Here is a 22,890-nt window from a genome sequence, read left to right on the forward strand (position 1 = left end):
ACCGCGACTTGGCGGAGAGGGCGACTAACTCACAGATGGGCCCTCAGTTGCAGACCTTTCGCAACTGAGGGCCCATCTGCTATCAGGCGTCAGCATCCCCGCGTGATGACAACACCATTTTGACCTGGTGACCTCTTTGTCCCGAAGCAACTTGGGACGTTCGCTGTCCCTGGGCTCCTGCCTCTGTCACCTGGGCTGATGGTCCGCTGACGTCCACGGTTGTTCGCGGTTGTGCGTTGCGGTTGTCACGCAGTTAGACACTCAGTGTGCCTAGCTTCCGAGGTAGTGGCGCAGAGCTCCTAGAGACCACGTAGCGCTTCGTACAGGTCGCCATAGGCTTCCCAACAATCGATGCTGCCGTCGTCGTACAGACTGCCCATGTACCAGTCGTCGTTATGGACGGGCTTCACGAGGCACAGGCCGTGGAACCCGAGAACGATCTCTGGGCGCAGGATCTCGTGGGCTCCAGGGCCAGCCACCCAGTTCACCGCCCGATCGGTGTCCAGGGCGACAGCCTCTTGATCCCCGGACACGTCACGGATCCGCTGAAGAGTCCACTGCGGGGGCAGTTGGGCGTCTGTCACTCCCAGATGGTCTCACCAGCCATTGTGCACCACTGCTTTAGGAGCGAGGTTGGGCGGTTGGCAACGTGAGCAGCGAAGACGTGGCTTGGAGTAAGGCCCTGAGTCTACACCGTTGTTGCCGCCGAGTCCCCGTGAGTCCCCGGCCGTTCTGGCACGAGTGTGGCACGGCCTTGTGGTGGTGAAGCAGCTGGCCCTTGTCGCACTCCGGGCCGCGCCCTTTGCCGCGCGGACGACGTCACCGCTCAACAGGCTATGCCTTCTGACCCGTAGCTCAATGCGGATCGGTCAGCAGCGGTCAGACCAGTCGACTTCCGGTTCCCTCCGGGTACTCCAGGGCGGGGCCGGTTGCTGTGGTTGCGGTACTTCGGTGCTGTACGACTATGCGCCTTCGGCTCACACGCGGAACATGGTGAGTGAGGTTGCCCAGTCCGCATGAGGCATCGAAGCGTCGTTCCTGAACGCGAGTGAAGATCCAGTCGGTTTCGCCGCGCCGAACGCTCTGCGCCGAGTAGTCCCTGTCACTGCGTGATCTTGTCGGGCAGCCCAAAAGTGCTATTTGGTAGACCGGGAAACTGGTTGGTCGCTAACATGCACACATGAGTAGCGAATATGCGGATTACGCGAGCAATCGGACTCTGCTAACGCGTGTTGCGTCTCGCCAAATGTGGATTGATACGGCGCGTAGGCATTGCAGGAATGTTAATGGCTTCCTTGAGGAATTGCCAAGCGAGATCAGTGGCGTTGATGCGGCAGCTTATCTGAAGCGGCAACTCGAAACTCTTGAGACGGAAGCTCACAGGCAAGCACAGAGCTACCCCAGTCATTGGTGGATTTTCTACTTGAGGCAACTGTCGCCTGCAGTATTCGATTGCGCAAGTAGGAACTACGGACGCAACCGTGGATACACGGAACGGGTAAGCTCTTTGAGTCAAAAATCGGACGCCCGGCTTCCCGTGACCCCTGCATTCGGTGATTCGCAAATGGCTCGCAGTCTGCGGTTGGCAGTTACTTGCATTAGGGTTGAGGAGATCGTCCTCGCTTTGTGGTGCGTGAACGCTGGAGCCACCTTGATGCCGGACAGTGATAATGTCTTCCGGCTCGAAATGTCTGAAAGGTTGAGAGCCGTATTTGAAAGGTACGAGGACCAATTGCGCCTCAATGACGTCAAGTTGGGGGCTGCACGTTTGGGTGGAGTCTACCTAAAGAGGTTCGAGCCCAATCGCGACGATTGGTCCCGAGCGCTCGTTTCTCTCTTTATGCCGGAACTGTCTATGACGCCGGATTCTCTGAAAGAGCATCCGGCTGACGAATGCGTCCCGTTCGTTCTCAATCTTATCTACATTAACGAGTCGCTATCAGATATCCCTTGGGAGGATGTTCGGAGCGAAGCAGTCCATGGGCTCCGCCTACTGTGTTCATTACTGAGGGTCGCTTGGATTGACCTCGGTGTGGAGGCAAAACTTTGGCGAGTCCTGCACGAGGGCGGGCTCACTATGCACTCGAGTTCGATACTGGAAAGCTACTTGGCGCGAGTCTGCCAGGAGGCAAACGAATGGGGTGGTTCGATCTTCCCAAGTTCGATTACTCCTATCACTGTGAAGGGTGCGCTTGATTTTTTGACGCGCCTGGAACTCGGGCGCACTGACCGCTACTGGGGGCCCGCGATACGAGCGGGAAAGGATTTCTTCTGCATTGATCTAATTTCGGTTACTCTGCGAATTGAGGCGCTTATCGCGCATGTGACGGCAGGTGGCGGATCCATTAGCGGATATCGCGGCAAGCATTGGGAGGAGTGGGTGCAAGGGGCTATAGATGAAACGCCATGGCGTCCGACTGGCGGCGCTCGTGGATTGATATCTAAAAAGCTCAAGGCTCACGGGAAGGTTTTCACGGACGTAGACGCCGTGGGAAGTCGATCGGATCAACTGCTAATCGTAAGTTGTAAAAGTTGGCAAATGGGCACCTCCTTGGATATGGGAGAGTTTGCGGCGCGTCGAAATAAAAGTAAAGACGTGGTGAAAGCTAGCCTGAAACTCCAGGGAGATCTATGCATGCTGCGTGCTCACGGTGCAGATAATGGATTTGACGTCGAATCTTTCGCTGGAATGAGCGGAGTGCTCTGCATCGCGACGCCATTTTTGCTCACCGAAGAGGATGAGGTGACTATTCAGCGAGACGCGCCGGATGTGTCGATCATGACTCTGCCGGAATTGAAGTCGAAGCTGCTTGGTCAGGAGTTGGAGATGCCGGACCTGCAGAAATGGCAGGAGTATGCGCGAGCATCTTACGCGATCAAGGGTAAGAGGAAACAGCGGCAGGGGCGCATTTAATTGTCGCGAGGATGGCCAGCTAATTCACTGCCAGTGCTTGGGGAGGGATTATCTCCTCAGCCCACCACTCTCCCCAACTCCCATCCCGTCCGCCGTCGACCCACACGCATGTGGAGCGGGCGTGGTTCATGGCGTCCAGGTGGAGCGCCCAACTGGACGAATGACCCCCCCTGCAGCCGGGGTGTGGCGGGCCGCCCCAGCCCGGACCGCCGACGGAGGAGCCATGAGCACCCACCGCACCACCGAAGTCGCCCCCTACGAAGGCGAATACGTATGGGCCGAGATCCTCGACGACGAAGACCCCGGCCCCCAGCACAGTCACGAAGACAAGCCCACCAGCCGCGGTCCCTCAGCCACACGCGCCGCCCGGTACGCGGCCGCCGCCCTGCGCGCCATCGCCGGACGAACCCTTCCGGGGATGCGCCATGCCTGGGCGGCCACCGCCCACTGGACGACCCTCGCCTACATGTCCGACGAGGAGATCCGGCGCCGCATGGTCAAACGCCACCTGGACACCTACCTCGACCAGCGCCAGGACGTCACCGCCGACATCAACCGCCTGGGCAAGAAGGCCCAGAAGCTGACCCGCGACGCCATCGACTTCGGCCTCACCGTCGAAGAGGGGCGCCGTTTGAAGGACCTCGGCACCGAATTGAAGCTCCGGCGCACCGCCGGCGCCGCCCTGGCACACATCCCCTTTGACATCGCCGCCGTCCAGCCCACTCGCGGGCAGATCCGCCGCTAGCGCACCGTACGGGCCCTGGGCAGGTTCGCCGGCGTACTGCTCCCGACAGGCTCCGCAGCCCTCGCCATCGTGCTCGCCGCACCGACCGCGGGCCTGGTGGCCCTCCCCGTGCTGTCCGGGGCCGCCTGGTGGCTCGGTCGCCACCCCCTCGCCCTCATACAGCGCGCGCTGCCCGCCGACTTGGTCGGCCCCCGAGAGCTGGAGAAGCCCAACACACCAGTCGTCGACACGGACAGCGAAGCCCTCCAGGAGGAGGTCAAGCCGTTCCCGATCCGCGACGTCACCAGCCGGGAGGACGCAAAGGAGGCACTGCGGCGCGCGCTGGTGGCGCAGGGCTGCGACATCGAGGAGATCACCGGTGTGGTGTGTGAGCCGTGGGGCTGGACGGCCCGCGTGGTCTTCGCGTCCGGTAGCCCGGAAGAGCTCGCCGAGACCGGTACCTACCGGCGGCTGATCACGCTGCTCAAGCTCCGCCGCGACGGGCTGCTGGTGGAGACCGATCCCGAGAGCGGCGACACCTGCACCGTCCGGATGATCCTCACCGACCCCTTCACCCCCGAACTGGTCGGCCCCGCCCCCTACCGGGCTCCGCTGTCGATGTCGATCACCGACCTGGCCGAGTACGGCGTCGCGATGGACGCGACACCGCTTACCTTCACCCTGGCCGGGCTGATGCTGGTGATGGTGGCTGACTCTGGCGGCGGCAAATCCGGCGTGATGCTCGCCATGGGCGAGGTGACGACGGCCTGCTACGACGCCGCCACCCTCAACCTCGACCCGGCCGGCACTGGTATCGGCGACCTGGACCAGGCCCTCACCTTGAGCGCCTGCATGGATGACGACGTGATCTGCGCCGTCCTGGAGTTTCTGCTGGCCTGGTGCTCGGCTCGCGCCCGTCAGCGCGCCCGCTACGGCTGGGGCAACAAGTGGCGCGTCTCCCGCGAACACCCCGCAGTCTGCACGTTCGTGGACGAGTGGCCGCAGCTGTCGGAGAAGGCGAAAAAGCTCCTGGTCCGCCTGCTGCTTCTGGGCCGCAAGGAAGCCATCTGGGTCTACGCCGGTTCCCAGTACGGCACCAACGACTACCTCGGCGAAGCTATCGGCCCCAAGCTGTCCGCCAAACTCCTCGGCGCCTGCCGACGCGTGGACATCACCGAGCTGCTCGGCGCCGGCGCCGTCGCCGAGGGCTACCGCGCCGACCTCCTCCAAGCCGCCACCCACACCCAGCCCAACGACGCAGGACAGATCTACGCCCACGGACTGCCAGGCATGCCCAACAAGTCCATGCGCTACCAGATCCGCGAAATCACCCCCGGCCACGCCGCCCGCGTCGCCGCCGAACGACGCACCGCAGGACTCGTCGACCTCACCCACACCCTCACCGACGCCGGACTCCTCAACCAATGGCGCGCCCTGCAAAAGCTCTGCGCTGCCACCAGCACGGGAACGACCGAGCGGGACATTCCTCAGATCCTGCAGCGCCTGCGGGACGCCTTCACCAAGGAAGAAGACCCGGACTTCCTGACCATGGACCAGATCCACACCCACCTGAAGGCCGCCGACCCGGCCCAGTGGGGCGCGTGGGACGACCGCGACGACCTCAGCCGCCTCCGCGAACTCGGCAAGGCCCTCAGACGCGCCCTGCGCGACGCCGGAGTGGACCTCCCCTCCGAGCGGCTCAAGGAACTCGACGGCCAGCCCCGCGGCTACCGCCTGACCGCCCTCCAGGACGCCATCGAGGCCTCCGCCTGATCCCTTCGGGTATCGGCTCCCGATCGGCTGGCCATCAGCTTCTGATCGGCCGGCGATCGGCCATCAACACCAATCAGGAGCTGATGGCCGACCAATCACCAAACCGATGGTGACCTGCGAAAACCAATCAATCCAATCAACCTGCCGAACCCCCCGTTCATGCCCCGATCAGGCCCTCCCCGGCACCGCCAGGGAGGGCCTGAGCTCTGCTCCCACCAAGGACGTGACCATGCGCAGATACCTCTACCGGTGCCCCGTCTGCCGGACCCGCGCCGAGCTGAAGGCAGAGAGCACCGGCCACCGCGCAGCCCTCCACGGCGGCCACTACCCCGACGACGAAATCCACGGCGAGGTCGACCGCCGGGGCCGCTGGTACGCCGACCTCGGCCTCATCGCCGCGCTACAGGCCCGCCTCGCCGACGCCTACGCCTACATACCCGACCCAAATGGCATGGGACGGCGCCTGTGGGCCGACGCCTTGGCCTGGCTCACCCTCACCGCACTTACCGCCCTGTGGGCCATGACAACCGCCCTCCAGTCCTGACCACCCACACCACCGAGGAGAACCCGTGTACGTCTCGCACGGCCCGTACATCGAGGCCATCACCGATGCGCTCGACGCGGCCGGCCTGACCGTCGCCGACTGGAACGCCGACGAAAACGACCCCCGCGACGCCTACATCGAATTCGCCCGCCAGATCACCGCCCCCGCCTACGGCGACGACACCGAGGTCAACCTCCTGTGGAGGGAAGACAGGGGCTGGATGGTCGGCTGGGGCGACGCCGACTCCGTCCCGCACAACGGCCTGGACTGGGTCGTCGACCTCTTCTGCGGCGTGCTGCCCACCCCCGAAGAGATGGTCGCCGAAGCCCGCACGGTCGTCGCCAAGATCCCCGGCCCCAGGGCGGACCGTACGGCCGCTACCGCGACACCGGGGACGACGACGGCTTCGACGCCAAGCTCGCCACTTACCACCACAACCGCTGAATCAAGAAGGAGACACCCCATGGCCATGGGAGAAACCCCGATCACGATCACCGGCAACCTCACCTCGGACCCGGAGCTGAAGTTCACCGCGTCCGGGGCGGCGATGGCGAAATTCACCGTCGCCTCCACACCGCGCTCCTACGACCGGGAGTCCGGCCAGTACCGCGACGGCACCAGCATGTTCATGCGCTGCTCGGCCGGGCGGCACCTGGCCGAGCACGTCACGGAGTCCCTGACCAAGGGAATGCGCGTGATCGTCTCCGGTCGCCTGCGGCAGCTCGACTGGCAGACCGACCAGGGCGAGAACCGCTCGATGCTCCTGATGGAAGTCGACGACATCGGCCCGAGCCTGACGTTCGCCACCGCCTCCGTCACCAAGTCTGGCCCGCGCAACAGCGGAGGCAAGCCAGCCAACGGCGGTGATGTCTGGAACGCCGACCCCGGTCCCGGCACCGGCGGTGGGGAGGCCACGCCGTTCTGATCAAGCCCGGGGCGACCGCTGCGTCTCGCCAAAGTCACGCGGTCGCCCCGGCTACCAGCCCTCACGAGAGAACTGGAGCTCTCAGCATGACCCAATTTGCCCTCATCCTGCGAGCCGCACTCGATGCGGCCGGACGCGGCTGGCGCATCTTCCCCCTCCGACTCGACGACAAGCGCCCCGCCGGCCACCGGGAAGACCGGTGCCCTGGCACCGGCCGCTGCCAGGAGGGCCACCTCACCCCCGAACAGCGCGCGACCACCGACCTGGCCCTCATCCACCGCTGCTGGGGCGAGGGGGAGTACGGCATCGGCATCGCGACCGGCCCCTCCGGCCTGGTCGTCATCGACCTGGACGTCGCGAAGACACACAAGAAGGACGCGCCTGACGGCGCGGCGACCTTCCAGGCGCTCCGCGAGCGCACCGGCCAGCTGCTCCCGGACACCTTCACGGTGCGGACCGGCAGCGGAGGCAAGCACCTGTACTTCCAGGCCCCGTCGGAGCCCGACTGCGCAACAGCCAGCAGGAGCTGGGCCCGGCCATCGATACCCGGGCGTGGGGCGGCTACGTCGTCGCCCCTGGTACCACCGTCGGCGGACGCCCCTACACCCCTCTCAACCCCACCACCCCCCTGGCCGTGCTGCCCGACTGGCTGCATGTGTTGCTCGCCCCGCCCAGCCGACCGGCGCCGGTCGCGGTGCCGGTGGCCCGGGATGCTTCCGCGTTCGCCACGGCCGCACTCCGCAACGAGACCGTTGCCGTCGAAGGCGCGGCGGAGGGTTTGCGGAACTGGGCGCTGACTCGGGCCGCCCGAGCACTGGGGCGGTTCGTGGCCAGCGGCGACCTCGCCCGGGACGAGGTCGAGGAGGCTCGGGCAGCATGACCACCCCCGCTGGCCCTGCCCCCATTAAGAGCCTCCCCGCCACCGACCGCCCCGGCTCCGCCGAGGCGACCCCGGCCACAGTCGGCAGTGGCGCGCCGAAAGTCGCCGCCCGAAGGGCGTCCTCTCTTCGCTCTGACCCACACCCGACCGGCGACGGTCGCCACCCGATCGCCTGGCTGCACATCACCGCGCCCGGCCGCAGAGCCATCCCCACCGCCACCTCGAAGTGCCTGTGCGGACGCGACCGCAGCGCTGTCGGACACAGCAGGGTCCTCGCCCTGATCGAGGACCACCACGCCCACCGCATCACCTGCCCCTGGCGCCACCCCGGCGCCGACGAGACAAGGAAAGCCGCATGACCGAGACGATCGACGGCGCCGCTCTCCTGGACGAAGTCGAAGCCTTCCACCGCCGCTTCAACGTCTTCCCCACGGAAGCCGCCTACGTCGCTGTCGCCCTGTGGGACGCCCACGCCCACCTCATCGACGCGCTCGACGGCACCGCCCGCCTCGCCTTCCTCTCCCCGGAACCCGGGTCCGGCAAGTCCCGCGCTCTGGAGATCGTGGAAACGCTCACCCCGCGCGCCGCGACCACCGTCAATGCCTCCGCCAACGCCCTGTTTCGGCTCGTGGAGGCCGACGCAGGCACGCCGACCCTCCTCTTCGACGAGATCGACACCGTCTTCGGCCCGAAGGCCGGCGGCAACGAGGAAGTCCGTGGCTTCCTCAACTCCGGTTACCGGCGCGGCGCCAAGTCCCTGCGCTGCGTCGGCGACGGGTCCAGCCAGAACGCGGAATGGTTCTCCTCGTTCTGCGCGGTCGCCATGGCCGGGCTCGGCTCACTGCCCGACACGATCCTGACCCGCTCGATCATCATCCGCATGCGCAAGAAGGCCCCCAACGAGAAGGCCGAACCGTACCGGCGGCGCGTCCACGAGAAGCAGGGCCACGCCCTGCGCGACCAGCTCGCAGAGTGGACCGCCACCATCCATGACCAGATTGCAGAGGCGTGGCCGGAGATGCCCGAGGGCGTCACCGACCGGCCCGCCGACGTGTGGGAGCCGCTCCTCGCCGTCGCCGACGCGGCGGGTGGCCACTGGCCCGAGCGCGCCCGCGCCGCCTGCATCGCCCTCATCAAGGCCGCGCAGGAAGGTGACGAAGCATCCCTCGGAGTCCGCCTGCTGACCGACCTTCGCGACAAGGTGTTCTGCGGCGCCGACCGCATGCCAACCGCCGCCATCCTCGAAGTCCTCCTCGGACTCGATGACGCCCCGTGGGCGGACCTCAGCGACGACGGCCAGAACAGCAAGCCGCTCACCGCGCGCGGCCTGTCCAGGCTCCTGGGCCAGTACGTCCGGCCCGACAACACCCCGATCCGGCCCCGCGGCGTCCGGGTCGGCAGCGGCACTCCGAAGGGCTACTACGCGGAAGACCTGATCGACGCCTGGACCCGCTACTGCCCCCCTCCCCTTGAGAAGTCCGCAACATCCGCAACGTCCGCAACACCGCAGGTCAGCGGGGGTGAATCTGTGGCGGAAGGCCCTTCTGGGAGCCGCCACATGTTCGTGGAATCCGACACGTCCCAACTTCGCAGCGTCGGCTGACCGACCGCACTCAACAGGTGCCGCTGCGGCGATGCGCGGCGGCACCTATCCGCAACACAACCGCTATCCGCCACAAAAGCAAGCCGCTGACCTGCAATGTTGCGGCGTGGCGGATGTTGCGGATCCCAGAGAAGGGGGTGCAGCCCCCGAGGCTCTCACCAAGGAGGAGCTCATGGCCGCCACCTTGACGGTCCATGGCGCACAGCCGCGCCTCTACAGCATCGAGGTCGCGGCAGAGCTGTGCGGGGTTGGACGCTCAACGGCATTCGAGGAGATCAGGCTTGGTCGACTCCGCACCGTCCGCATCGGCCGGCGCCGACTCGTTCCGCTCCAGTACATAGACGACTACGTCGCGCTGCTGATGCGCGAATCCGAAGCTTCCGACTGACAGCACGATCCCAAACGAGGCCATGCCCATCCCGGGCATGGCCTCGTTTCGCGTCTGAAGGAGACAGCTACATGAACGAAGAAGAGAAGCGCAGCCGGGCGGGAAACGGTGAGGATTCCATCTACTGGGATAAGTCCAAGAATCGCTACATCGGGGCGATTTCTCTCGGCTATACACCCGCCGGCAGGAGGAATCGGCCGAAGGTGTCAGGGAAGACTAAGACTGAGGTCCGCCGAAAGCTCAGGGAGCTCAGGAAAGAGCTTGAAGAAGGGGTGAAGTCGTCGCCCACGTATACCGTAGAGCAGGCTGTGAATGATTGGCTTTCCCGGGGGATGAAGGGGAGGGAGGAATCTAGCATCAAGGCCTACAAGAGCCTGGCGAAGAATCATGTGATCCCCGCGCTGGGCAAGGCGAAGCTTCGCGAGCTGCAGGCAGACGACGTAGACGAGTGGCTGGATGGCAAGGCAGAGAGCCTCTCGCGTGAAACCCTCAAGCGAATTCGATGGATTCTGTTTCGCTCGATTTCTCATGCGCAACGGAATAGGAGAGTTGCTCTGAATGTCGCTGAGTTCGTAGACCTTCCTGACGGGCAGGTTGGTCGGCCGAGTAAGTCTCTCAACCTAGAGCAGGCGCAGGCGGTGCTTTCGGCCAGGCAAGGGAGTTGGATTCATGCCTACGTGGTCTTGGCCTTGCTCGTCGGGGTTCGGACAGAAGAAGAGAGGGTGCTCACTTGGGCTGACATTCATATGGATGTCGATGAAGATGAGCGGCCCCACGTTGACGTATGGCGATCTGTGCGCCGAGAGGGGGAAACGAAAACAAGGTTGAGTCGACGCTCGCTCACCATGCCTCAGCAGGCTACGACCGTAATGCGGGCCTACCGAAAGCGCCAACGCGATGAATTCCGAGAATCTGGCGTCGAGTGGACCGGGGATGGTCTGGTGTTCCCTGGTCCCGCAGGAGAGCAGAGAAGCTCGACGAACGTTCGAAAGAACCTGAGGTCTCTGCTGAAGGAGGCGGGGTTCAACAACCCTCAGGATTGGACGACTCGCGAGCTTCGAACCAGCTTCGTTTCGCTCCTGTCGGCCGTCGGGGTGCCGATCGAGGTCATCGCCCGGCTGGTCGGGCACAGCGGCACAGCCACCACCGAGCAGGTCTATCGCAAGCAGATCCGCCCGGTCATTGCGGAGGGGGCGGAAGCGATGGATGCCATCTTTAAGGCAGACCATGACGGGGGCTGTGGGCCGTCGACGGACAGGTAACTCGCCAGAGTGGCTCCCGCTTTGGCTCCCGCCAGAGGGGATGTGTTGAGCACCGACCGTGTGACCTGCGATGAAAGCCCATTGCTCCATTACCTGGCACGTAATCGACCCCCGCTCCGCCGTTCGACAGAGTGAGGGCATCGGTTCACGGGCCGGCGCACTCCGGCCGGTGAACCGGTATCCGACAACGACGGAACCTCACCGAGGAGCGTGGCGACATGACCACTCAGCTTCAGCAGCAGGACCAGCAGAACCAGCAGGACCAGCCCGGCCAGGAGGCGAACGACCGTTACGCGGCCGCCGTCGCCCGGTACCTCGCCGCCTGGAACGCCACCGGCGAAGCGGCCATCGAGAAGGCGGTCGCCGCCGCGTTCACGGACGACGCGACCTACACCGACCCGCTGGCCGACGTCGCCGGCCATGACGGGCTCGCGGCCCTGATCGCCGGTGCCCAGGCGCAGTTCCCCGGGTTCTCCTTCCAGCCGCTGGGCGCCGTGGACGGGCACCACGACCTGGCGCGGTTCGGATGGGAACTGGTCGCCGCGGCGGACGGGGCGGCGCCGGTCGCCGGGTTCGACGTGGTGCGGCTGGCCGAGGACGGCCGCATCCGGTCGGTGTGCGGGTTTCTGGACCGGGTGCCGTCCTCGGCGGCATGACGCGAAGGCGTCCCGTCAGGGAGCCGATGCGCGCAGCAGGGCGAGCGTCTCCGGGTCGGCGGGGAGGAATGTCTCCACCGCCAGCTCGGAGACGGTCACATCCATCGGGGTGTTGAAGGTGGCGATGGTGGAGATGAAGGACAGCACACTGCCCTCGTGCTCGATCATCATGGGCAGCGCGAACGGCGGATGTTCACCGAAGGACGCCACCTCCCGTCCGCCGGCGGGCAGCGGATATTCCCGTACCTCGTCGTAGAGCGCCCGCAGCGGCGCGGACCGCATCAGCGCCAACTGCCGTTCCATCTGGGCGAAGAGATGCCCCCGCCACTCCAGGAAGTTGCGGATGCGGGGCGCCAGGCCACCCGGATGCAGCGTGATCCGCATGGCGTTGAGCGGCTGCCGCAGCAGGGATTCGTCAATGCCCGCCAGCAGCATGGTGATTCCCCGGTTCGCGGCCTGGACGTTGTACATCCCGTCCACCACCAGCGCGGGGAACGGCTCGTAGCCGGTCAGCAGCCGTTCCATGCCCGTGCGCAGGGCCGCCATCGAGGGATCGTCCAACGGGGTCTCCGGGAAGGTCGGCGCGTAACCCGCCGCGATCAGCAGGGCGTTGCGCTCCCGTACGGGGACGTCGAGGTGGTCGGCGAGCCGCAGCACCATCTCCTGGCTGGGGCGGGAGCGGCCGGTCTCGATGAAGCTGATGTGCCGGGCGGAGGAGTCGGCGCGCAGGGCGAGGTCCAGCTGGCTTATCTTGCGGCGGTCGCGCCATTCGCGCAGGAGCGTCCCCACCCCCGTGGTCTTCGGAGGGAGTATCGCGGCAGTCGTCATGGGAGGGACGGTAGCCGACCCGCGCCGGCCGGCCCGGCGAGGACCCGACATCAGGTGCTACCCGTCGGTATGAGTCGCGTCGGGCCACCACCGTGCCACGCTGGAACTGCCCGGTGGAGACGCGGCAGTACCCACGGTGAAGAGGTGAGCGAGATGAGTGCCCAGGTGGAACCGCTCGGCGAGCAGGAGATCGAGGACCGCCTCGCGGAGCTGCCCGGCTGGTCCGTCGAGGGGGAGCTGCTGCACCGCCGCTACGCCTTCGACGGCCATCTGCCGGCCGCCGTGATGGTCATCCATATCGCCCAGATCCAGGAGGAGCTGGGCCACCACGCCGATCTGAAGCTCGGCTACAACCGGCTGACCGTCGCGGTGAACACCCACAGCATCGGCGGCCGGATCACCCGCCTCGACTTCGGTCTCGCACGGCGCATCGAGGCGATCGCCGCCGCCCACGGCGCCCGCTGAGCCCCACGCCGCGATCAGGTGTGCTTGGGCACCTTCACATAGCGGCCCGCGCGGACCAGCTCCACATTGAACTGGGCGCCGGACAGCAGCGACAGATGCGAGAACCACAACCAGATCAGGAACACCAGCGGGCCCGCGAGCGAGCCGTAGAGCCGGTTGAACGTCCCGACGTACGACACATAGGCCGAGAAGCCCGCCGAGGACACCAGCCACAGCATGACCGCCACTATCCCGCCGGGGGCCGCCCGCCGCACACCGCGTGACGTCGGGGGACCGGAGCGGAACAGCACCATCGCCAGCACGGCGGCCAGCAGCAACAGCAGGGGCCACTTCAGCAGGTTCCAGGTGGCCTCGCCCGCCTCGCCCAGCCCGAGCGTCCGGCCGAGGGCGCGCGCGATCGGGCCGCTCACCAGCAGCGCCACCGCACTGCTGATCAGCAACGCCATGAGCAGCAGCGCGGTCGCCAGGATGCGCGGTGCCTTGCGCCACGGCGGCCGGTCGTCCTTCGTCCGGTGCATGGCGTGCAGCGCCCGGCGGAACACCGCGAGATAGCTGCACGAGGACCACAGCGCGCTGACCAGCGCGCCGCCCACCACGACCCAGGCGGCGGTGCGCTGATGGGCCATGACGATCAGTGCATGGCGCACCGCCGTACCGGAGCCGGCCGGGGCGATATCGCTGATCTGGTTGATGAGCTGCACGGTGGCCGCCGGGTCGGCGAGACCGATCAGCGACACGGTGACGATGATCGACGGGAGCAGCGCCAGCACCGAGTAGTACGTCAGGCTGGCCGCCCAGTCCGTGACGTCGTCGTGCCAGACGGCGACCGGGGTGCGGCGCAGCGCGGTCCGGCACTGGGCCCAGGTCGGCAGCGCCGTGCGGGCCGGTGCGTCGGCGGGCGGCGGGGAGGTGACGGGCGGCGCGGCCTCAGCGCACACGGCGGCCTCCCGTTGTCGCGATCCGTGTCCGCGCGCGGCGCACAGCGCTCCCGCACATGTCGTATCCGTCCTCTCCGTCGGTTCCCTCGCTCCGGCCGGTCGTGGCCGGATGCCTGGCCCGCATCATCTCCCGACTCCGCGGCGCCGTCCCCTGCCATGTCTTCCCCGCATGATGCCGATGCCGCTATGCGAGCCCCCGTGCCCGCCGGAACCGTGCCATGCCCGCCTCCCAGTCGACGACCGGATCCGGATAGTCGTACGCCGCCCGCTCGGGCCCGGACAGCCGCCACGGCCGGTGCACCGCCGGGCCCGCGAGGCCGGCCAGCTCCGGGACCCAGCGCCGTACGTAGTCGCCCTGCGGATCGAACCGCCGGGCCTGGATCATGGGGTTCAGCACCCGGTTGTACCGGGAGTCCGTACCGGTGCCCGCCATCCACTGCCAGTTGAGCTGGTTGTTGGCCAGATCGCCGTCCACCAGCAGGTCGAGGAAGTGGCGGGCGCCGATCCGCCAGTCCATGTACAGCGTCTTGGTCAGAAAGCTCGCCACCAGCATCCGGGCGCGGTTGTGCATCCAGCCCTCGTGCAGCAGCTGCCGCATCGCCGCATCGACCACCGGATATCCGGTGCGGCCCTCCTTCCACGCCGTCACCTCCGCCTCGTCGTACCGCCAGTGGTCGCCCCGGTCGCGGTAGTTGGCGGTGGCCGCGTCGGGGCGGGCGGCGAGGACCTGGTGGTGGAAGTCCCGCCAGGCCAGCTGCCGCACGAACGCCTGGGCGCCGGGGTCCGTGCGGCGCGCCGCCCTGGCCGCCACTTCCACCGGCGAGAGGCAGCCGAAGTGCAGATACGGGGAGAGGCGCGAGGTGGCATCGCCGGGCATGTCGTCCTGGCGTTCCGCGTAGTCGGCCAGGCCCGACCGCTGCCAGGCCGAAAGGCGGCGCCGGCCGGCGCGTTCGCCGCCCTTCGGCAGGTCCGGCGACGGCCGCCCGCCGGGGCACAGCAGCCGCGCCGACGGCACCTTCTGCGAACGCACCCCCTCCGGCACCGGTACGGCGCGCGGCGCCGCCCGCACCGCCCGCGCTCCCTCCGCCTGCCACCGCCGGAAGTACGGCGTGAAGACCGTGAAGTGGTCCTTTCCGGTCCCGGATCCGCTGGGCGTCACCACACCCGGCGGCAACGCCGTGACCACCGCGTCGTGCACCACCAGCGCCCGCCGGTCCGCCGCCAGCGCCGCGTCCAGGCGGCGCTCCCGGCGCAGCGCATACCCGCTGACCCCGGCGGCGACATGGACCGTCCCGGCCCCGGCCTCCGCGGCCACCCGGCAGGTTTCCCGGACCACATCACCCGTACGGATGACCAGACGGCCGCCGCGCTCCCGGAGCCCCGCGTCGAGATCGGCCAGGGAGTCGGCGAGGAAGGCCGCCCGGTTGGCGGCCGGGAACCCGGCGTCCGCGATGCCGGAGTCCACGACGAACAGCGGAATCACCTGCGGCGCGGCGCGCAGCGCAGCGGACAGCACCGGCTGGTCGTGCAGCCGCAGATCAGAGGTGAACAGACAGATCGCTACATTCATGTCCCAGCTCTACACGGCGTCACACGAAGGGCAGGCTCCGCCACGGCGACCCCGGATCCTGGGTGAGGACGCGATGGAGATGCAGGGTCTGGGCGTACTCCGGCCCGAACCAGCCGTTGTCGTACGCCAGCATGCGGCCCAGCGCGTAACCCGCGGCGAACTCCTCCCACGAGCCGTACACCTCCCTGGCCCGCGCGCCGGCCCGGAGCACGGCCTGCTCGGCCTGCTGCGGCGTGCACAGCCGCGCGCTCAGGCCCCGGCGGACGAGGTTCACCGCGTGGACCTGGTCCAGGGCGAGGACGGAGACCACCCGGCCCTCGGGCGCCAGCAGCCCGTCGGCACGGAAGCGTTCCTCGTAGCGGGTGACGAGTGCGGGGAGTCCGGGAGGACCGTCGGCCGTCGGCGTCCCCTCGGAGCCGACCGCGTCCTTCGCGTCCTCCGCGTCCTCCGTGTCCTGCCCGTCTTCCCCACCCTCCGGGTGCTCCGCGCCGTCGGCGGACCGTGCGCGCAGCGCCGCCTCCGTCTCCGCGGGGACGAACTGCCCGCCGAGCAGCTGGTCGAGGCGCTGCTGCCAGCTCGCCGGGTCGGTCACCGACCACTGCTCGCGCAAGGTCCCGGCGTCCACGGTGTGGTCGAGGAAGAGGGTGCCGAGCTCGTTCCACGGGACGCTGTGGTGCACGGCGAGAGGGGCGCCGCAGGCCAGGCCCTGGGCGAGCGGGCCGTGCAGGGGGCCGCCGTAGTGGGTGGCGAGCAGCCCGCCGGGCCGCACGCCGAAGTGCGCGCGCATCTGCATCCAGGCGGCACGGTGGGCGGGGGTCGCGGCCAGAAGGACGGCGGAGGGGGTCCCGGGGTTGACGGCCAGCCGCCATTTGTCGTTCGGCCAGTCCTGCGCCAGTTCTTCGAGCGAGACCCGGTCGAAGAACTGCTGCGGCTGCCAGGGCGGCAGCATGCCGCGCGTCAGGACGGGAATGCACTTACCGCCCGCCACGGGATCGTCGTACACCGGCAGCGGGTCCTGCCCCGGCTGCGGCGCCGCCAGGTACAGATCCTCGCCGGCGAGCGCCGCGAGTTGTCCGTTCCAGTCGCCGCGTGCCGTCGCTTCGCACAGTCGCCGCTCCGTGTCGGTCGGCGGCATCCATCCCGCAGTCACCACGTCCTCGACCCTACGGTGGGCCGGTGGCCCGGCGGGAGCCGGGGTTGCCGAACCGGCAACGAAGGTTGCCCTGGGAACGATCAGTATCGGAGGCTCGACCGCATGACCCCTCACGATCACCCGGAACCCGGCCGGACCCACTCCGGACACGGGCACCGGCATGCACACGGTCACGGCACCGAGATGGACTGGGCGGTGCTCGGCCCGTACCTGGAGAGCGGCGCCGAGGTGCACACGCCGGTCTACGAGGAGGCGGCGGGGTGGCTGCGCGAGCTGTTCTCGGCCGCCGGTGGGGGCGGCCCCGACGCGGTGCGCCGGGTGCTCGACGTCGGCAGCGGGCCGGGCGTCGCCAGCTGCGTCCTGGCCCGTGCCTTCCCCGCCGCGGAGGTGGTGGCGGTGGACCCGACCGTGGCCCTCCTGGAACGGGCCCGCGCCCGCGCCGACCGCCTCGGCCTGGGCGACCGCATCCGCACGCATGTCGCCGAGATCTCCGACGGGCTGGACGCGCTCGGCGGGGCCGATCTCATCTGGTCCAGCAATGCGCTGCACCACATCGGCGACCAGCGGGGCGCGGTGGCCGCCCTCGCCGGGCATCTGCGGCCCGGTGGTCTGCTCGCCATCGCCGAGGGCGGCCTGACCCAGCGCTTCCTGCCGCGCGACATCGGCATCGGCCGCCCGGGGCTGCAGTCGCGCCTCGACGCGGTCGGCGAGGAGTGGTTCACGCAGATGCGGGCGGCGCTGCCGGGCGCCGAGCAGGCCCTCGAGGACTGGCCCGCCTTCCTCGCCGACGCCGGCCTGCGCACCCCCGTCACCCGCAGCTTCCTCCTGGACCTGCCCGCCCCGCTGTCCGGCGCCGCACGCGAGTACGTCCTCGCCAAGCTCCGTCGCGGCATGGAGGCCTACGGCGACCAGCTGGCCGCGGACGATGTGACCACCCTCGCCCGGCTCTGCGACCCGCACGACGCGGCCGGCCTGGCCCGCCGCCCGGACGCCTTCCTGCTCGCGGCCCAGACGGTGCACACGGCCCACGCGGCACCCCGCGGCGTGCTGGGCCGGGGCAGGGGCCGTTGACGGTTCGCGCCGTGGTCGCTTTGTGGACGGCACACCGCGATAGGGCCGTCAGGCCGCGCGGCCCGCGGTGACCAGCCAGCCCGTACCCCGCAGCCGCACCCCGCCCCCGTCGGCGTCCTCGTGCCGGCGCAGGGCGTCGGTGAGGGCGGCGCGGGCGCGGTCCTGCACCTCCGGGGCGACCTGGCCGGTCAGATGGCGTCCGGGGCCGGACCCCAGCAGCAGCGCGGCCGCGTCGTCGGCGTCGCGGCCCCAGGTGCCGTAGCCCGTCGCATGGGTCGTGGTGACGTCCGTGAATCCGGCGGTGGACAGCACGTCATGGATGCGCCGCGGGTCGGCGAGGGAGAACATCCCGGCGCTGCCCGGGACGCCGAAATCACCGAGGGGCAGGTACTCGCGCAGCCCCGCCACGGCCGCCAGCCATTCGTTGCCCTCGGGCCCCGCGCCGCAGAGGAACACCATCCGGCCACCGGGGCGAAGGGCGCGGCGGATGTTGGCGAAGGCGGCGACGGGGTCGGCGAAGAACATCACCCCGAAGCGGCTGATCACGACGTCGAAGGCGCTCGCGGGGAGGTCGTGGGTCTGCGCATCGCCCTGCTCGAAGGCCACATTGGCGAGCCGCTCCGCGGCCGTGGACGCGCGGGCGCGCTCCAGCATCGGGCCGGACAGATCGAGACCGACGGCCCGCCCGCCGGCCGCCCGGCGCGCGGCCAGCCGGGTGGTGGATCCGGCGCCGCAGCCCACATCGAGGACGTGGTCCGGCGTCCCGATCGCGGCCGCGGCGAACAGGGCGTCGTTGAAGCCCGCGTTCACCGCGTCCCACCGGTCCTGATGGCGGGCCCAGTGGGCGCCCTCGTAACCGTTCCATGCCTTCTCCTGCTCGGTGTTGGTGCTGCGCTGCATGTCGGGCGACCTCCGGTGGGAACGCTGTCCGCGCCTGGTATGGGCAAGTGCCCAAACAGTATGGGCGCGCGCCCAAACCAGCAACCCCCGCTCGCCGCACCGCCGTTCGGACGTGGTGGGATGAGGCCAGGAGCCCGTACGGGAAACTACGAGGCACCGCGAGGAACTACGAAGAACGAAGAACTACGAAGAACGAAGAACTACGAAGAACTACGAAGGAAGAGGTCACCGGTCCCATGTCACCGCGTGGAGTGGCGATCCCCGATGTCCGCGAGCGGCTGTTCGCCGCCGCCGAGCGAGTGCTGGCGCGGGAGGGGCCGGGCGGCCTGACCGGGCGGGCGATCACCGGTGAGGCGGGCTGCGCCAAGGGGCTGCTGAACGTTCACTTCGCCGGGCTGGACGAGTTCATCGCCGAGCTCTGCCTGGACCGGTTCGCCCGCACCGCGCGGACGGCCGGGGAACTGCCCGCGCGGGCGGGCCGGGGCACCCTCGCCGAGAACCTCGTCGGCGTCGCGTGCGTCCTGCTGGACTCGGTGGGCCCCACGGTCGCGAGCCTCGCCCTCACCCGCCCCGCCGCCTTCCTGCGCGTACGCCAGGCGCTGGAGACCGGGGCGCCGGGCTTCGCGGCCGTCGAGGGGGCGATCGATGCCTATCTGCGGGCCGAACAGCGGCTCGGGCGCCTGGCGCCCGGCACCGACACCGGCACGCTCGCGCTCGCGCTCGTCGGCACCGTGCACCATCTGCTGATGACCAGCTGGTCCGGCGCACCCGACCCGCGCGCGCAGGCGGAGCGGCTGGTCGCCATGTTGATCGGCAATGGCGACGGTAGGGCCGTCGGCCCGGCGTGACGGCCGTCAGTCGTCCACCTTGACGGCGCAGGCAACGATGGCGTGGTCGTGGTGGGGTACGGAGGAGGGGCACCCGGTCCATGTCGCGGTGGGGCGGCCGCCGGGGGCCGGCTGCGGCCGACCGGACGCAGTGTCCGGTTCCTGGAGCATCAGGGTGGCGCCGCCTCCGACGATCACCAAGGCCGCCCATGCCCCAACTGCCCAGTACCCGGCCCGTCTCGACATCGCCATCCGTGCTCCCCGTCCCGTCGGCTCCGCTCCCCGGATGCTACGCGCCGTCGGCCGCGGAGACCTGATCCGATCGGGCTGGAGCGGGTCAACCCTCCGCGTCCTCCGCGGTGTTGGGGGAAGCGCGGAGGGGACACCGGTCCGCGGATGCGCTCAACTCCCGTTCATCGGCTTCGGGTTGATCACGGCGAAGGGTGCGCCCTGCGGGTCCTGTACGACGGCCATTCGCCCGGCGATCATGTCGAACGGCGGCTTGAGCGTCGACCCGCCGGCCGCCTGCAGTGCGGCGACCGTCGCGTCGGTGTCCGCCACCGCGAAGTACGTCAGCCAGTGGGAGGGGGTGCCCTCTGGGACGCCCTCGGGCATCGGCTGCATGCCGCCCACCGCACGGCCGTTCACGCTGAGCGCGAAGTAGCCCTCGGCGCCTTCCATGGGTTCGGTCCGGATACCCAGGATCGCCTCGTAGAAGGCGGCCGCGGCCGCCCGGTCGGTGGTGTTGAGTTCGTTCCAGATCACGGCACCCTGCTCGTTGACGATGCCAGCGCCGGGGAAGTCGACCGGCTGCCAGACGCCGAACACGGCTCCGGTGGGGTCGGCGGCGATGAACATCCGGCCGAGGGTCATCACGTCCATGGTGGGCATCAGTACCGTGCCGCCCGCCGACTCGACCGCACGCTGGGTGGCGTCGGCGTCGTCGGTGGTGAGGTAGGTGGTCCACACCGTCGGGGGTGCGGGCTGGCCGCCCATCGCGATCGCGGCCATGATGCCGGCCACCGGCTTGTCCTTGAGCCGGCACACGGCGTAGCCGCCGGTCTCCGATGGCCCGATCTCCCCGGCCCAGCCGAACAGGCCCGAGTAGAAATCAATGGCGGCTTGCTGGTCGGGGGCCGCGAGATCGCCCCAGCAGGGCGTCCCCGGTGTGTAGGGAGCGGTGACGTCGGGCATCGTTGCCTCCTCGGCGGGCGTGGTACGCGCCCCTGCCGATGGGCGCAGGGGCGACCCGTTCTCCCCACACTTCCCGCCGCCCGCCCGGCCCGCCACTCGGCGGCCGGTCCGCCACCCCCCCCGCCCGGCCGGTGCGCGGCGGTGCCGCCCGGAGCGGCCGGGCGGCACCGCCGCGGACGACACCTGGACGGCGACCGTCAGGCCATGTCGAACGTGGCCGGGTCCGGGCCGAGGCGGTTGCCCGAGTCGAGACCGGCGAGGTCGCGCAGATCGGCGTCGTCCAGCGCGAAGCCGAAGACGTCGATGTTCTCCCGGATCCGGGACGGGGTCGCGGACTTGGGGATCACGATCGTGCCGAGCTGGAGGTGCCAGCGCAGCACCACCTGGGCGGGGGTCCTGCCGTGCTTCTCGGCGAGAGCGGTGACCGTCGGGTCCTGGAGGAGTCCGCGGCCCTGGCCCAGCGGCGACCAGGCCTCGGTCGCGATGTGGTGCCGGGCGTGGAAGGCGCGCGACTCGGCCTGCTGGAACTGCGGGTGCAGCTCGATCTGGTTGACGGCCGGGACGATGGAGGTCTCGCCCAGCAGCCGCTCCAGGTGGGCGGGCAGGAAGTTGGAGACGCCGATGGCCTTGGCGCGGCCGTCCGCGTAGATCTTCTCGAGGGCCTTGTAGGTCTCGATGGCCGTGTCCTTGGCGGGCAGCGGCCAGTGGATCAGATACAGATCCAGGTACTCCAGGCCCAGCTTGGCCAGGGAGGCGTCGAAGGCGCGCAGGGCGGCGTCGTAACCCTGGTCGGTGTTCCACAGCTTCGTCGTGACGAAGAGCTCGTCGCGGGGGATGCCGGAGGTGGCGAGGGCCTTGCCCGTGCCTTCTTCGTTGCCGTAGATCGCGGCGGTGTCGATGCTGCGGTAGCCCGCTTCCAGGGCCTGGCCGACGGCGGTGGCCGCCTCGTCGTCCGGGATCTGCCAGACGCCGTAACCGAGCTGGGGCATCGCGATGCCGTTGTTGAGCGTGATGGACGGAACCTTGCTCACGGGGGATTCGATCCTTACATCGGTCGACTGCGTGATGACGCGTGTGTGCGCATGTACGTGTTTCGGTGGGAATGCGCTCTCGCGTTCAACGATCATCCCCCGCCGGGCATTCCCGCCGGCGGAGACGCGACGGGAAGACTGCCGGCCGGCCGGACGGACGAGCCGGGGCGTCCGGGGCCGTCCGGGATCTTGGACGTCAGCTCGGCCAGGGTGAGGGCGCCCACGCAGAGCAGCACCAGCCCGGTGAACAGCTCCGCGGCGCCGACGAGCCCCGGCAGGCCGCCCGGCGCGGGGGACACGCCCGTGGTGAGGTCACCGGCCAGCGTCCGCGTCACCCACAGACAGCCGCCGCAGCCGAAGACCGCCGCGCTGCCGACCCATGCCAGCGTCAGCGGCACCCGTACCCGCAGCCCGGCGAGCGGTGACCGGCGGGGCAGCAGACGGGGAAAGAGCAGCAACAGCACCCCGAGCGCGCCGGCCAGCGAGAGCAGGCCCTGTACGCAGTCGGAGGTGTAGGTGACGGCCGTACGGGCGCCCGCCTCGGCCGCGGTGACGCCCAGGGTGGAACCGGTGCCCCACAGCAGTTGGACGACGCCCAGGACGGCGGTCAGTACGGCGGCCGGCAGCGCCAGAATCCGCTGCACGGCGCGGGTACCGGTATCCGGAAGGTCGCGCAGCGGGCGGCACAGCAGGTCGCCCCACCGGCGGTGCGCGTAGACGGCGAACGCCCCGAAGAGCGCGACGCCCTCGATGATGAAGCCGCCGTAGACGACGCCGAAGACCCATGGCTGGAGGAAGTCGCCGCGGGCCATCGGGTGCGTGCCGTCGACGAAGGGAGCGGCCAGGAGGCTGCCGGGGATGCCCACCATGAGCGGGATGAGCAGGCCGGACGCCATCCACAGCGGGAAGGCCAGCAGCCATGCCGGGGCGCGGAGCCCCTTCGGGCGGGTGAGGGTGTAGGCCACCAGGGCGGCGACGGCGTCCAGGAGGAAGGTGAAGGCATTGGCCGCGAGCCAGGAGGTGCGGTCGATGCGCCCGGTGTCGACGACGCCGAGGTCGAAACCCAGCACCCACAGCAGCTTCAGGGTGAGGTACGGGACGCAGGCGGCGGCCGCGGTCCGGCCGAGCAGGGTGAGGCGGCGGGTGGTCATGCCCGGAGTCTGCCGATCCGCGCCGCGGCGGACGTCAGACCTGGGGACGGTCGGCCTCCGCCGGGTGGCGGAGGCCGGTCACCGTGCAGGGGC

General features: G+C 69.0%; 24 protein-coding genes and 1 pseudogene. 15 read left to right on the forward strand and 10 right to left on the reverse strand.

The features are described from left to right. Positions 1-299: 299 nt before the first annotated feature. Positions 300-584: a hypothetical protein gene (locus AC5677_RS31805; protein ID WP_497191323.1), complete on the reverse strand. Its 285-nt coding sequence runs from the start codon at positions 582-584 to the stop codon at positions 300-302. A gap of 596 nt (positions 585-1,180) precedes the next feature. Between AC5677_RS31805 and AC5677_RS31810 the strand changes: the two genes are divergently transcribed. The 12 genes and pseudogenes from AC5677_RS31810 (at position 1,181) to AC5677_RS31865 (ending at position 11,669) form a co-directional block, all read left to right on the forward strand. Further along, a complete protein-coding gene (locus AC5677_RS31810; RefSeq protein ID WP_497191324.1) occupies positions 1,181-2,914 on the forward strand; it encodes a hypothetical protein in 1,734 nt (577 codons plus the stop codon). Positions 2,915-3,137: 223 nt separating this feature from the next. Then, the gene (locus AC5677_RS31815) at positions 3,138-3,659 is read left to right on the forward strand and encodes a hypothetical protein (RefSeq protein ID WP_497191325.1); all 522 of its coding nucleotides are present in this window, start codon (positions 3,138-3,140) and stop codon (positions 3,657-3,659) included. Positions 3,660-3,728: 69 nt separating this feature from the next. Further along, on the forward strand, positions 3,729-5,411 hold the full coding sequence (locus AC5677_RS31820; protein ID WP_497191326.1) for a hypothetical protein: 1,683 nt from the start codon (positions 3,729-3,731) through the stop codon (positions 5,409-5,411). A 229-nt stretch (positions 5,412-5,640) separates the two neighbouring features. Continuing rightward, a complete protein-coding gene (locus AC5677_RS31825; protein WP_497191327.1) occupies positions 5,641-5,955 on the forward strand; it encodes a hypothetical protein in 315 nt (104 codons plus the stop codon). Positions 5,956-5,980: 25 nt separating this feature from the next. Next, on the forward strand, positions 5,981-6,880 hold the full coding sequence (ssb, locus tag AC5677_RS31830; protein ID WP_497191328.1) for a single-stranded DNA-binding protein: 900 nt from the start codon (positions 5,981-5,983) through the stop codon (positions 6,878-6,880). Between the two features lie 86 nt (positions 6,881-6,966). Then, positions 6,967-7,469, forward strand: a pseudogene (locus AC5677_RS31835) (bifunctional DNA primase/polymerase); the annotation flags it as partial. A 45-nt stretch (positions 7,470-7,514) separates the two neighbouring features. Continuing rightward, positions 7,515-7,760 (forward strand): hypothetical protein, encoded by a 246-nt coding sequence (locus AC5677_RS31840; protein WP_497196954.1) that lies wholly within the window; start codon positions 7,515-7,517, stop codon positions 7,758-7,760. Then, entirely contained in the window at positions 7,757-8,119 is a 363-nt protein-coding gene (locus AC5677_RS31845) for a hypothetical protein (RefSeq protein ID WP_497191329.1), read from the forward strand. The genes AC5677_RS31840 and AC5677_RS31845 overlap by 4 nt, the downstream gene beginning before the upstream one ends. Next, entirely contained in the window at positions 8,116-9,363 is a 1,248-nt protein-coding gene (locus AC5677_RS31850; protein WP_497191330.1) for a DUF3631 domain-containing protein, read from the forward strand. The genes AC5677_RS31845 and AC5677_RS31850 overlap by 4 nt, the downstream gene beginning before the upstream one ends. A gap of 31 nt (positions 9,364-9,394) precedes the next feature. Beyond that, positions 9,395-9,751 (forward strand): helix-turn-helix domain-containing protein, encoded by a 357-nt coding sequence (locus AC5677_RS31855; protein ID WP_497191331.1) that lies wholly within the window; start codon positions 9,395-9,397, stop codon positions 9,749-9,751. A gap of 71 nt (positions 9,752-9,822) precedes the next feature. After that, positions 9,823-11,013 (forward strand): site-specific integrase, encoded by a 1,191-nt coding sequence (locus AC5677_RS31860; RefSeq protein ID WP_497191332.1) that lies wholly within the window; start codon positions 9,823-9,825, stop codon positions 11,011-11,013. 218 nt (positions 11,014-11,231) lie between these two features. Then, on the forward strand, positions 11,232-11,669 hold the full coding sequence (locus tag AC5677_RS31865; protein WP_497191333.1) for a nuclear transport factor 2 family protein: 438 nt from the start codon (positions 11,232-11,234) through the stop codon (positions 11,667-11,669). A gap of 15 nt (positions 11,670-11,684) precedes the next feature. Here the strand turns inward: AC5677_RS31865 and AC5677_RS31870 are convergent, their stop codons facing one another. Further along, a complete protein-coding gene (locus AC5677_RS31870; protein ID WP_497191334.1) occupies positions 11,685-12,497 on the reverse strand; it encodes a helix-turn-helix domain-containing protein in 813 nt (270 codons plus the stop codon). A 153-nt stretch (positions 12,498-12,650) separates the two neighbouring features. On the opposite strand from AC5677_RS31870, the gene AC5677_RS31875 reads away from it, so the two are divergent. Then, on the forward strand, positions 12,651-12,962 hold the full coding sequence (locus AC5677_RS31875; protein WP_497196834.1) for a 4a-hydroxytetrahydrobiopterin dehydratase: 312 nt from the start codon (positions 12,651-12,653) through the stop codon (positions 12,960-12,962). A gap of 14 nt (positions 12,963-12,976) precedes the next feature. Here the strand turns inward: AC5677_RS31875 and AC5677_RS31880 are convergent, their stop codons facing one another. The 3 genes from AC5677_RS31880 to AC5677_RS31890 form a co-directional block, all read right to left on the reverse strand. Further along, a complete protein-coding gene (locus AC5677_RS31880; RefSeq protein WP_497191335.1) occupies positions 12,977-13,900 on the reverse strand; it encodes a YihY/virulence factor BrkB family protein in 924 nt (307 codons plus the stop codon). A 184-nt stretch (positions 13,901-14,084) separates the two neighbouring features. Then, positions 14,085-15,470, reverse strand: a complete 1,386-nt coding sequence (locus AC5677_RS31885; protein ID WP_497191336.1) for a cryptochrome/photolyase family protein — start codon at positions 15,468-15,470, stop codon at positions 14,085-14,087. 19 nt (positions 15,471-15,489) lie between these two features. Beyond that, complete coding sequence (locus AC5677_RS31890; protein ID WP_497196835.1) at positions 15,490-16,605, reverse strand: DUF1266 domain-containing protein; 1,116 nt, start codon at positions 16,603-16,605, stop codon at positions 15,490-15,492. A 120-nt stretch (positions 16,606-16,725) separates the two neighbouring features. Between AC5677_RS31890 and AC5677_RS31895 the strand changes: the two genes are divergently transcribed. Further along, positions 16,726-17,694, forward strand: a complete 969-nt coding sequence (locus AC5677_RS31895; protein ID WP_497191337.1) for a class I SAM-dependent methyltransferase — start codon at positions 16,726-16,728, stop codon at positions 17,692-17,694. Positions 17,695-17,742: 48 nt separating this feature from the next. Here AC5677_RS31895 and AC5677_RS31900 read toward each other — a convergent pair whose 3' ends face one another. Then, complete coding sequence (locus tag AC5677_RS31900) at positions 17,743-18,594, reverse strand: class I SAM-dependent methyltransferase (RefSeq protein ID WP_497191338.1); 852 nt, start codon at positions 18,592-18,594, stop codon at positions 17,743-17,745. Positions 18,595-18,830: 236 nt separating this feature from the next. Between AC5677_RS31900 and AC5677_RS31905 the strand changes: the two genes are divergently transcribed. Beyond that, a complete protein-coding gene (locus AC5677_RS31905; RefSeq protein ID WP_497191339.1) occupies positions 18,831-19,442 on the forward strand; it encodes a TetR/AcrR family transcriptional regulator in 612 nt (203 codons plus the stop codon). Positions 19,443-19,448: 6 nt separating this feature from the next. On the opposite strand, the gene AC5677_RS31910 is transcribed toward AC5677_RS31905, so the two are convergent. From AC5677_RS31910 to AC5677_RS31925, 4 genes are all read right to left on the reverse strand, one after another. Then, entirely contained in the window at positions 19,449-19,673 is a 225-nt protein-coding gene (locus tag AC5677_RS31910) for a hypothetical protein (RefSeq protein ID WP_497191340.1), read from the reverse strand. Between the two features lie 150 nt (positions 19,674-19,823). After that, positions 19,824-20,615, reverse strand: a complete 792-nt coding sequence (locus tag AC5677_RS31915; RefSeq protein ID WP_497191341.1) for a VOC family protein — start codon at positions 20,613-20,615, stop codon at positions 19,824-19,826. Between the two features lie 197 nt (positions 20,616-20,812). Then, positions 20,813-21,646: an aldo/keto reductase gene (locus tag AC5677_RS31920; RefSeq protein WP_497191342.1), complete on the reverse strand. Its 834-nt coding sequence runs from the start codon at positions 21,644-21,646 to the stop codon at positions 20,813-20,815. Between the two features lie 92 nt (positions 21,647-21,738). Beyond that, positions 21,739-22,797 (reverse strand): hypothetical protein, encoded by a 1,059-nt coding sequence (locus AC5677_RS31925; RefSeq protein ID WP_497191343.1) that lies wholly within the window; start codon positions 22,795-22,797, stop codon positions 21,739-21,741. Positions 22,798-22,890: the final 93 nt, after the last annotated feature.

Source organism: Streptomyces sp. JLSY215, from assembly GCF_059682825.1.

Bases quoted from the DNA above. Each gene is read 5' to 3' on its own strand.
- AC5677_RS31810 (WP_497191324.1), top strand. From the start codon at position 1,181: ATGAGTAGCGAATATGCGGATTACGCGAGCAATCGGACTCTGCTAACG.
- AC5677_RS31815 (WP_497191325.1), top strand. From the start codon at position 3,138: ATGAGCACCCACCGCACCACCGAAGTCGCCCCCTACGAAGGCGAATAC.
- AC5677_RS31825 (WP_497191327.1), top strand. From the start codon at position 5,641: ATGCGCAGATACCTCTACCGGTGCCCCGTCTGCCGGACCCGCGCCGAG.
- AC5677_RS31845 (WP_497191329.1), top strand. From the start codon at position 7,757: ATGACCACCCCCGCTGGCCCTGCCCCCATTAAGAGCCTCCCCGCCACC.
- AC5677_RS31850 (WP_497191330.1), top strand. From the start codon at position 8,116: ATGACCGAGACGATCGACGGCGCCGCTCTCCTGGACGAAGTCGAAGCC.
- AC5677_RS31855 (WP_497191331.1), top strand. From the start codon at position 9,395: ATGCGCGGCGGCACCTATCCGCAACACAACCGCTATCCGCCACAAAAG.
- AC5677_RS31860 (WP_497191332.1), top strand. From the start codon at position 9,823: ATGAACGAAGAAGAGAAGCGCAGCCGGGCGGGAAACGGTGAGGATTCC.
- AC5677_RS31865 (WP_497191333.1), top strand. From the start codon at position 11,232: ATGACCACTCAGCTTCAGCAGCAGGACCAGCAGAACCAGCAGGACCAG.
- AC5677_RS31870 (WP_497191334.1), bottom strand. From the start codon at position 12,497: ATGACGACTGCCGCGATACTCCCTCCGAAGACCACGGGGGTGGGGACG.
- AC5677_RS31875 (WP_497196834.1), top strand. From the start codon at position 12,651: ATGAGTGCCCAGGTGGAACCGCTCGGCGAGCAGGAGATCGAGGACCGC.
- AC5677_RS31885 (WP_497191336.1), bottom strand. From the start codon at position 15,470: ATGAATGTAGCGATCTGTCTGTTCACCTCTGATCTGCGGCTGCACGAC.
- AC5677_RS31890 (WP_497196835.1), bottom strand. From the start codon at position 16,605: ATGCCGCCGACCGACACGGAGCGGCGACTGTGCGAAGCGACGGCACGC.
- AC5677_RS31895 (WP_497191337.1), top strand. From the start codon at position 16,726: ATGACCCCTCACGATCACCCGGAACCCGGCCGGACCCACTCCGGACAC.
- AC5677_RS31900 (WP_497191338.1), bottom strand. From the start codon at position 18,594: ATGCAGCGCAGCACCAACACCGAGCAGGAGAAGGCATGGAACGGTTAC.
- AC5677_RS31905 (WP_497191339.1), top strand. From the start codon at position 18,831: ATGTCACCGCGTGGAGTGGCGATCCCCGATGTCCGCGAGCGGCTGTTC.
- AC5677_RS31910 (WP_497191340.1), bottom strand. From the start codon at position 19,673: ATGGCGATGTCGAGACGGGCCGGGTACTGGGCAGTTGGGGCATGGGCG.
- AC5677_RS31915 (WP_497191341.1), bottom strand. From the start codon at position 20,615: ATGCCCGACGTCACCGCTCCCTACACACCGGGGACGCCCTGCTGGGGC.
- AC5677_RS31925 (WP_497191343.1), bottom strand. From the start codon at position 22,797: ATGACCACCCGCCGCCTCACCCTGCTCGGCCGGACCGCGGCCGCCGCC.